10 protein-coding genes are annotated in these 8,847 nt (G+C 74.3%); 6 read left to right on the top strand and 4 right to left on the bottom strand.

Translation table 11 applies throughout. The features are described from left to right. Positions 1-31 precede the first annotated feature (31 nt). The 3 genes from GFJ45_RS13695 to GFJ45_RS13685 are packed head-to-tail and all read right to left on the bottom strand — an operon-like array spanning position 32 to position 1,910. Positions 32-247, bottom strand: coding sequence for an NAD(P)/FAD-dependent oxidoreductase (locus GFJ45_RS13695; RefSeq protein ID WP_153398150.1), 216 nt, complete (start codon positions 245-247; stop codon positions 32-34). Beyond that, positions 244-807 (bottom strand): isoprenylcysteine carboxyl methyltransferase family protein, encoded by a 564-nt coding sequence (locus tag GFJ45_RS13690; protein WP_153398152.1) that lies wholly within the window; start codon positions 805-807, stop codon positions 244-246. Before GFJ45_RS13690 ends, GFJ45_RS13695 begins: the two co-directional genes overlap by 4 nt. Positions 808-812: 5 nt before the next feature. Next, the gene (locus tag GFJ45_RS13685) at positions 813-1,910 is read right to left on the bottom strand and encodes a type III polyketide synthase (RefSeq protein WP_153398148.1); all 1,098 of its coding nucleotides are present in this window, start codon (positions 1,908-1,910) and stop codon (positions 813-815) included. A gap of 319 nt (positions 1,911-2,229) precedes the next feature. On the opposite strand from GFJ45_RS13685, the gene GFJ45_RS13680 reads away from it, so the two are divergent. From GFJ45_RS13680 to GFJ45_RS13655, 6 genes are read left to right on the top strand one after another with little or no spacing between them, the layout of a single operon-like run. Then, entirely contained in the window at positions 2,230-3,318 is a 1,089-nt protein-coding gene (locus tag GFJ45_RS13680; RefSeq protein ID WP_228387044.1) for a FecCD family ABC transporter permease, read from the top strand. Positions 3,319-3,376: 58 nt separating this feature from the next. Next, positions 3,377-4,420, top strand: a complete 1,044-nt coding sequence (locus GFJ45_RS13675) for an ABC transporter substrate-binding protein (RefSeq protein WP_153398144.1) — start codon at positions 3,377-3,379, stop codon at positions 4,418-4,420. Beyond that, a complete protein-coding gene (locus tag GFJ45_RS13670; RefSeq protein WP_153398142.1) occupies positions 4,417-5,196 on the top strand; it encodes an ABC transporter ATP-binding protein in 780 nt (259 codons plus the stop codon). Before GFJ45_RS13675 ends, GFJ45_RS13670 begins: the two co-directional genes overlap by 4 nt. Before the next feature lie 53 nt (positions 5,197-5,249). After that, the gene (locus GFJ45_RS13665) at positions 5,250-5,915 is read left to right on the top strand and encodes a hypothetical protein (protein ID WP_153398140.1); all 666 of its coding nucleotides are present in this window, start codon (positions 5,250-5,252) and stop codon (positions 5,913-5,915) included. Positions 5,916-5,963: 48 nt separating this feature from the next. After that, a complete protein-coding gene (locus GFJ45_RS13660; RefSeq protein ID WP_153398138.1) occupies positions 5,964-7,445 on the top strand; it encodes a peptide ligase PGM1-related protein in 1,482 nt (493 codons plus the stop codon). 23 nt (positions 7,446-7,468) lie between these two features. Next, positions 7,469-8,128 carry a UbiA family prenyltransferase gene (locus GFJ45_RS13655; protein ID WP_153398136.1) on the top strand — a complete coding sequence of 220 codons (660 nt, stop codon included), beginning with the start codon at positions 7,469-7,471 and terminating at the stop codon, positions 8,126-8,128. A 101-nt stretch (positions 8,129-8,229) separates the two neighbouring features. On the opposite strand, the gene GFJ45_RS13650 is transcribed toward GFJ45_RS13655, so the two are convergent. Continuing rightward, positions 8,230-8,847, bottom strand: a 618-nt coding sequence (locus GFJ45_RS13650) for an HNH endonuclease signature motif containing protein (protein ID WP_153398134.1), incomplete at its 5' end; no start/stop codon positions are given.

Genomic DNA, 8,847 nt, shown 5'->3' with positions numbered 1-8,847 from the left:
CCGCGCCGTGGCGGTGGTCGGCTGGCCGGCGTCAGAGCAGGACGGTGGTGAAGGTACCTGTGCGCCGGAACCCGACCTCGGCGAGTGCCCGCACCGCCGCCGGCATCAGCCCCTCGCCGCAGGCCTTGTCGACCGGGCCAGGACGTGGCTCGAGCACCAGGGTGGCCATGCCGGCCCGCGCCGCGTGCAGCGCCGCGACCAGTCCCACCGGCCCGCCGCCGACGACGACCAGGTCGGCGTCGGTCACGGCCTACCGGGCCCGGGGGCGGCGAGCTCGGCCAGCGCCCGTTCCTCGGTGCGGACCCGCACCCGCAGCAGCCAGGCGTTGAGCACCGTGAAGACCAGCGCCGTCAGCCAGGCCCCGTGCACCAGCGGCAGCGCGAGGCCCTCCACGACGACCGCGACGTAGTTGGGATGCCGCAGCGGCGCCGACCACGGCGAGGAGCTGGACCCGCCCCACCGGTACGGCCCCCGCCGTACCATCGGTGCCCCCGGCACGACGACGACCCGCGTGCTCCAGTGCCGTCCCAGCGAGGCGATGCACCACCACCGCAGCGCCTGCGCCAGCACGACCAGGGCCACCATCGACCAGCCCAGCACCGGCAGGAACGGCCGGTCCAGCAGCCACACCTCCAGCAGCGCCCCGGCCAGCAGCCCGGTGTGCAGCACCACCATGGGCGGGTAGTGGCCCTGGCCGCGCTCCACACCGCCGCGGCGGCGCGCCCAGCCGACGTTGCGGGTGCTGACCACCAGCTCGGCGACTCGCTCCAGGCCCACCAGCACGACGAGCAGGGTGTACCAGGCCAGCGAGGTCACCGCGCCTCCCCGGCGGCCGGGGGAGCTTCCAGCAGCACCGTCTCGAGACAGAAGCCAGGCCCCATCGCCAGCAGCACCCCGCGGGTCCCGGGGGCGGGGGGCCGGTCGCGGAGCGTGTCGGCCAGCACGTGGAGCACCGAGACCGAGGAGAGGTTGCCGACCCGGTCCAGTGACCGCCACGTCACCCCGAGCTCCTCCCGCTCGATCTCGAGCGCCTCGGCGAGCGCGTCCAGCACCCTCGGCCCGCCCGGGTGGGCCACCCACCAGTCGATGTCGTCGCGGCTCAGCCCGTGGCCGGCCAGTGCGGCGTCCACGTCGGCACGGACGTGCCCGCGGACCAGGTCAGGCACCTCCGCGCCCAGCACCACGCGCAGCCCACGGGCGCTCACGTCCCACCCCATCGCCCGACCGGTGTCGGGGTAGAGGCGGCTGCGGCTGCCCAGGATCCGCGGCCGTGAGGGGGCCGACCGAGCAGCGGCCTGCTCACCGAGCACCACCACCGCGGCGGCACCGTCGCCGAACAGGCCGCTGGCCACCAGGTTCGGCATCGAGGGGTCGTCGCGCTGCAGGGTGAGCGAGCACAGCTCGACCGCCAGCAGCACCGCGACGCCGTCGGGCCGGCCACGGAGCCAGTCGTGCACCCGCGCCAGGCCGGCCGCCCCGGCGACGCAGCCCAGCCCGAAGAGGGGGACCCGCACCAGGTCCTCCCGCAGCGGCAGCCGAGCCATCAGCCGGGCGTCCAGGGACGGGGTGGCTACGCCGGTCACGGTGGTGGTGACCAGCAGGTCCACGTCCTGCGGCGCCAGCCCGGCGTCAGCCAGTGCGGCGGTCAGCGCCTCCGCAGCAAGGTCCGGGGCGACCCGCAGCCAGGCGTCGTTGGCGCGCCCGAAGTCCCCGGTGACGTGGCGGTAGTCCGCCAGCGGGAGCGCCAGGTGGCGGTGGCTCACGCCGGCGTTGCCGTGCAGCCGCTCCAGCACCGGTCGCTGCTCAGGCGCCAGGCCGACCAGGTCGGCCAGCGTCGCGGTCAGCTCCTCCTGCGCGTAACGGTGCGTCGGGAGCGCGCCGCGGACGGCCGCGATGGTGGACGGGGACACTTCCCCAGCCTACGGAGGCACCGGCCCGCGCGCTCGGCTGGCCGGGCAGGCTCGCTGGCCAACTGTGGTAGCGCCTGACCGCAGTCTGGCCCGGTGCCGTCTGACCCGACGCATACCCCCGGGACCGCCTGCCTTCTCCGCCCTCTAGGCTGTTGCAAGTCTTTTGCATCAACGACCAGCGGGGAGAGGCATGGCCACCGGGGGAGGAGTAGTCGGGGGGACGTCCGCCCAGGGTCGGACCATCGAACCGGCCGCGGAGCCCACGGCGCCAGGGCCGATGCCCCCGGCCTCCGTCGGCCCGCAACGCTCGTCACCGGGGGTGGCAGCGCCCGCCAGTAGGGATCCGCTCGGGTTCGCCTCCCGGCGCCGGCGGCAGTGGCGCTGGCTGCTTACGCTGGCCGCGCTGACGCTCGGTGTCACGGTACTGGGGGTGTGCCTGGGCGCGGTGTCCGTGCCGCCGGGCACTGTCCTCTCGGTGCTGCTGGACCGCGCCGCCCCCGCGCTGGCGACCCAGGCCACCGCCGGGGACGGCGCGAGCGCGTCGGAGCGGGCCATCGTGGCTGACGTGCGGGCACCGCGGGTGCTCCTCGGCCTGGCCGTCGGCGCCGGGCTCGCGGTCTGCGGCGTCGCGCTGCAGGCGATGGTGCGCAACCTGCTGGCGGACCCTTACCTGCTGGGTATCAACTCCGGGGCCTCCACCGGGGCGGCCGCCGCCATCCTGTTCGGAGTCGGTGCCGGCCTGGGGCAGCACGCGCTCTCGGGGAGCGCGTTCGTCGGCGCGCTGGCAGCCTCGGCGCTGGTGCTCGCCGTGGCCCGCGCCGGCGGCCGGGTCACCTCGGTGCGGCTGCTGATGGCCGGCGTGGCCGTCGGGTACGCCCTCTACGCCGCGACGAGCTTCCTCGTCTTCGCCTCCGACTCCGCCGAGGGGGCCCGGTCAGTGATGTTCTGGCTGCTCGGTTCCCTCAGCGCCGCCCGGTGGGGTAGCCCGCTGCTGAGCGTCGTGGTCATCGTGCTGCTCACCGTGACTCTCCTCGCCCTGGCCAGCCGCCGGCTGGACGCGCTGGCCCTCGGTGACGAGACCGCACACGCCCTCGGGATCGACCCGACCGCGCTGCGGGTGCGGCTGCTGGTGGTCGTGTCGCTGTGCGTCGGCGTGGTCGTGGCCGCCGCCGGCAGCATCGGCTTCGTCGGCCTCGTGGTCCCTCACCTGGCTCGCCGCCTCGTCGGTGCCGCGCACCGCTGGGTGGTTCCGGCCGCCGCGCTGCTCGGTGCCTGCTTCCTCGTCGCCGCTGACCTGGTCGCCCGCACGCTGCTGGCCCCGCAGGAGATCCCGATCGGCATCGTCACTGCCCTCGTGGGCGCACCGTTCCTGCTGCTGCTGGTGCGCAGGCTGCAGCCGGGTGCCTGAGGGGCCGGTTCCGATGCCTCCCCGACGCCCGACCCGTGACCCGACCGAGAGGACCGTCATGACTGGCCCGTGCCCATCCCGCTCCCGCCGCGGCACCGCCCTGGCCGCAGCCAGCCTCACCGGACTGCTCGCCGTGGCGGCCTGCGGGGGCACGTCCGCGCCCGGGAACGGGAACGGCCCCGGCGGCGATGACCTGCGCCAGACCGCCGGAGACGGCAGCCGCTACCCACTCGGGGTGGACAGCTGCGGGGTGGGAGTGCAGATCGAGTCGGCACCCGAGCGGGTGGTGCTGCTCAAGAGCGCCGCGGTGCCCTACCTCCTGGAGCTGGGCGTGCTGGACCGGGCGGTGGCACGGGCCGGTGCCTACCCGCGCGGCTACTACGACGACGAGGAATGGGCGACGGTGGAGAAGGTCCCCCTGCTGACCGACCGCGTGGACACCACCGGCCACACCCAGATCTCCCGGGAGACCGTCCTCGCCCAAGACCCGGACCTGGTGCTCGGCTCCGCCGACTCGGTCGACACCGCGGCCCTGGCCGACGTCGGCATCCCGCTGCTGGAGGAGCCCACCCTCTGCGCGGACGCGACGACGGAGCCGTCCTTTGCCGACGTCTCGGACCGGTTGCGCACCTTCGGCGCCGTCTTCGACCGGAGCGAGCGCGCCGAGGAACGGGTCACGGCCCTGGAGGAGCGGGTCGAGCGGCTGTCCGCGCGAGCGGAGCAGGTGGCGAAGGGCCGCTCGGCGGCCGTGCTCTACCCCACGGTCGGGGGTGGCGCCACGTACGCCTACGGGACCCGCAGCATGGCGCACTCGCAGCTGGAGGCGGCCGGGCTGGCCAACGTGTTCGCCGATGTCGACGAGCGGGTCTTCGAGGTCACCGCCGAGGAGCTGGTCTCCCGGGACCCGGACCTGCTGGTGCTGCTGCACTCCAACGGGCAGCCGGGCCCGGTGCGCGACGCGGCGCTGCAGCTCCCTGGGATGACGGAGGTGACGGCGGTGACCGAGGACCGGGTGCTGGTGCAGCTGTTCAACCTCGTCGAGCCGCCGAGCCCGCTGTCGGTCGACGGCCTGGAGCGGCTCGTCGAGGAGCTGGAGCGGTGATCGAGGCGCGCGGCGTCAGTCACGCCTACGGGCAGCAGCCGGTGCTGGACGACGTCGACCTCGTGGCACCCCCCGGGCAGGTGACGGGCCTGATCGGCCCGAACGGCAGCGGCAAGACCACCCTTCTCCGCACCCTCCACGCCCAGCTGCGTCCGCGCGCCGGCACCGTGCTGCTGGACGGGTCCGAGCTGGGCCGGCTGCGGCCGCGGGAGGTGGCCCGCAGGCTCGCGGTGGTGGTGCAGGAGCCGCCGTCGGAGCTGCCCCTGGTCGCGGCCGACCTGGTGCTGCTGGGCCGCACCCCGCACCGCTCCGGCCCCGGGTTGGGCGGGATGCGGGCGAGGGATGAGCAGGTCGCCGCGAACGCACTGCAGCGGGTCGACGCCGGCCACCTGGCGCAGCGGCCGGTCGCGGAGCTGTCCGGGGGAGAGCGGCAGCGGGTGCTCATCGCCCGCGCGCTCGCCCAGGAGCCGGACTACCTGCTGCTCGACGAGCCGACCAACCACCTGGACGTCCGATACCAGCACGAGCTGATGACCCTGGTCGCCAGCCTCGGGGTGACGGTGGTCGTGGTGCTGCACGACCTGAACCTCGCGGCGGCCTACTGCCACCACCTGGTGCTGCTGGACGGCGGGCGGCGGGTAGCGGCCGGAGACCCGGCGGAGGTACTCGAGCCCGCGGTGCTGGAGGCGGTGTACCAGGTGCCGGTCCGGCGGCTGGAGCTGGACGGCCGGCTCCACCTGGTGCTGGGACGACCGCGCACCCGGGTCATCCGATGAATCCCCGCGTCGCGCTCGGGTAGGCCAGCCCCGGTCCTTTACAGTCGTGCCCCATGTCCCTGCCCCCCTGGTCCCCTGCCTGGTGTCCCGGGTGCAACGCGCTGGTCATCCAGCGGGTCGTCGCCCTGCTGCCGCCGCCGGAACGGCGCAGCTGGCTGGAGAGCGAGTACCTGGTGTGTCCCCGCTGCGAGGCGGTCACCGTGTCGCTGCCAGCGTGCACCGTCGTCCGTGCCCGCGCCAGCCTGGCGGCGATCGGCCGTACCAGGTGGAACGAGGCCGGCCTGACCGAGCTGCAGCGGGCGGTGGGGCTGGCCAAGGGCATGGGCGAGGAAAGGTCCGACGAAGGGGTCGCGGCGATCGGTCGAGTCGCTCCTCAGCTGGCGACGGTCACCAGGGAGGCAGCGGCCGCCGGCGAGCTCTCGCACGCCCTGCTCACCTTCGGTCTGCTCATCGACATGCTGCGAAGCGGCCTGCGGGGCAGGCCCCGCGCCCGGAGCCGAGCGGCGGAGTCCCGCCAGCTCAGCGACCTCATCCAGGAGCTGCAATGCTCGCTCGCCGGCCTCCATGGCGAGGCGGAGGGCGTGACGGGCCCGGAAGTCCTGGCCGGTGCCGCCGACGCGCCCGGTGACGACCAGGACGACCCGGGCCGCCCGGACGGGGACGGCGCGGGCGCCGCGGGCATGGTCCTCGAGGCTCGGGAGTCCCAGCCGAGCTCCTGACCTGCGCAGCGGCTGGCGCGCTCCCGGACCGCGGGCCACACTGGGGTCATGGGGCCCCCAGCAGGGACCGTGCCCCTCCGCGGTGGCGCGCAGCGTCCCCTGGAGTCGGCGTGGCGCGCCCACCGTGCGGGCTCGAGGACCGACCACGTCGTCGTCGTCCTGCCTTCGCTGAACCTGCCTGGGCCGGTGCTGCGGCACTTCGCCGAGCGGCTCCCGGGGCTCGAGCATCGCTACCTCGTGGACATGTTGGCACTTCCCCGGGTGCCCGGGGCCCAGCTGGCGTTCGTGACCTGTCAGGCACCCGCCGAAGAGGTCCTCGACTACTACCTGCGGCTGTGCCCGGCCGACCAGCGGGAGGACGTACGCCGCCGGCTCCACCTGGTCGTGGTGCCGGACCTGTCGCCGCGCTCGCTGTCGGTCAAGCTGCTCGAGCACCCGGCGTTGCTGGCGCGGCTGCGCCAGCTCGTCGGGGACCGCCCCGCGCTGGTGGAGCCGTGGAACGTCACTGACGCCGAGGTCGAGGTCGGTGAGCGCATCGGCGCGCCGGTCCGCGGCACCCCGCCCCGGCTGTGGCCGGAGGGATACAAGGCGGCTGGCCGGCGGCTGTTCCGCGAGCTGGGGATCCGCGTCGTGCCAGGCGCCGAGGGCGTCCACGACGTCGAGCAGCTGGTCCGTGCCGCCGAAGCTGTCGGCCGAGACCACCCGTCGGCCCGGGCGGTGGTGGTCAAGCACGACGACAGCTGCTCCGGGAAGGGCAACCTGGTGCTGCCGCTGCGTGACGAGGAGGGAGAGCGGCTCGGCCCGACGGGTCTGCGGGAGCATGCCGAGCGGTTGCCGCAAGACTTCCTGGACGAGCTGCACCACGGCGGCGTCGTTGAGGAGCTCATGGAACACCCCGCGCTAACCAGCCCCAGCGTGCAGGCCGATATCGACCCCTCGGGCCGGGTGGAGCTGCTCTCGACCCACGAGCAGGTGCTCGGCGAGGACGGTCTGCTCTACGTCGGTTGCCGGCTGCCTGCCCGCCGGGACTACTCAGCTGCCCTTGCACGAACCGGGCTCCGGGTCGCCGAGGAGCTCGCGAGTCGCGGGGTGCGGGGCCGGCTGAGCGTGGACTTCCTCGGCGTGCCTCGCGGAGACCACTGGGACCTGCCGGCGGTCGAGGTGAACCTGCGCCGTGGCGGTGCCACTCATCCCTTCACGGTGCTGCAGGCGTTGGTACCGGGCCGCTACGACGCCGAGGCGGGCTGCTACCGCACGGACGCCGGTGACGAGCGTTGCTACGTGGCGGGGGACAACCTGGTCGACCCGGCATGGACCGGGCTGAAGCCGTCCGCGGTCGTGGCTGCCGTCGAGCAGGCGGAGGTGGCCTTCGACCCACGTACCGGGCTGGGTGTGGTGCTCCACGCGTTCCCGATGCTGGCCATCGACGGGCGGATCGGGCTGACGGCCATCGGCCGGACCCCCGAGGACGCCGATGAGATGCAGGCGGCGACGCGGCGTGCCCTGCACAGCCTGGTGAGCGCCCGGTAGCGGCACGGCTCTACCCTGCGGGCATGCTTCTGGGCCTGCTCCGGGCGTGCCACCCAGCGCCCGCGCTGCTGGTGACGGTGATCGCCGGCGGGTTGGGCGTCGCGGCGGGAGCGGGTCCGCTGCGGCTGGCGCACGTGGTCGCCGCGGTCGCCGCGGGACAGCTGGTCATCGGCTGGTCCAACGACCTCATCGACCACGAGCGGGACCGGCTGGTCGACCGGACCGACAAGCCGCTGGCCACCGGGGAGATCCCGGTCCGCGCGGCGGTCCTGGCGCTGGTGCTGGCGGTGCTGGCGACCACGGCGTTGTCACTGCTGCTGGGGGCTGTGCCCGGGCTCCTCCACCTCGGGCTGGTGGTGGGTGGGGGAGTGGCCTACAACGTGTGGCTGAAGTCGACGGTCTGGTCGTGGCTGCCGTACGCAGTGGCGTTCGGGGCGCTGCCGGCGGTGGCGTGGACCGCTGCCGGGGCAGCCGGTCCTCCGTGGTGGGTGCTGCCCGCCGGGGCCCTGCTGGGTGTCGCTGCCCACGTGCTCAACGTGCTGCCCGACCTGGCCGACGACGCCCGCACCGGTGTGCGCGGTATGCCGCACCGGCTGAGCGCACTGCACGCCCGGCAGCTGGCGGTCGGGCTGCTCGCCGTTGCGGTCGTTGTCGTCGTGCTGGGTGTCCTGGCGACACGGTGAACCGGTGCCGGTGACGGGCCGTGAGCCGTTGGCGCAGGTTCTCAGTGGTGGGCAGGCAGGGCTTGTTCCCCGGCCGCCGCGGCGGCCGGGTGGGGGCGGGGTCATCGCCGGTGCCAGGTGACGCCGGTGGTGGTGATGGTGGCGGTGAGGTCGTGGTCGTGGACGTGGGTGTGGTGTCGGGCGCAGAGGAGGGTCAGGTTGTTGATGTCGGTGGGGCCGTGGTCGCGGGTCCACCATCGGATGTGGTGGGCGTGGCACCAGTGTGGGGGTGTCGAGCAGCCTGGGTAGGTGCATCCGCCGTCGCGGTGCCACAGTCGCACCAGCTGGCCCTTGGTCACGGTGCGGGTGGCTCTGCCCTGGTCCAGGACCTCGGAGTCGGAGCCGAGGACCATGGGGATGATCTCGGCCTGGCAGGCCAGCTTGCGTACCACCGAGGCGGACAGCAGCTGTCCGGTCAGGGTGGTGCCGGTGCCGGTCAGCTGTTGGCGCAGCACGTCATAGGGGAGGGTGATGACCAGGCTGGCCTTGGTGGTCGTGGGGGTGCCTTCGGGGGAGGTCATTCCCCGGCCGAGCACGGTCAGCAGCGCGTCGTAGCGGCGTTGGGGGGCGGTGCGGGGGTCGGGGCCGTCGGTGTCAGGGGCCGGTGCGGCTAGGGGGCTGGTGAGGATGGCGCGGATGGTGGCGGCGCCTTCGGGTTCGCAGGTGATGACGAACCGGGT

The sequence above is a fragment of the Ornithinicoccus halotolerans genome (genome assembly GCF_009602535.1).
Classification (GTDB): Bacteria; Actinomycetota; Actinomycetes; order Actinomycetales; family Dermatophilaceae; genus Ornithinicoccus; species Ornithinicoccus halotolerans.
This window is presented reverse-complemented; position numbering and strand designations above follow the sequence as displayed.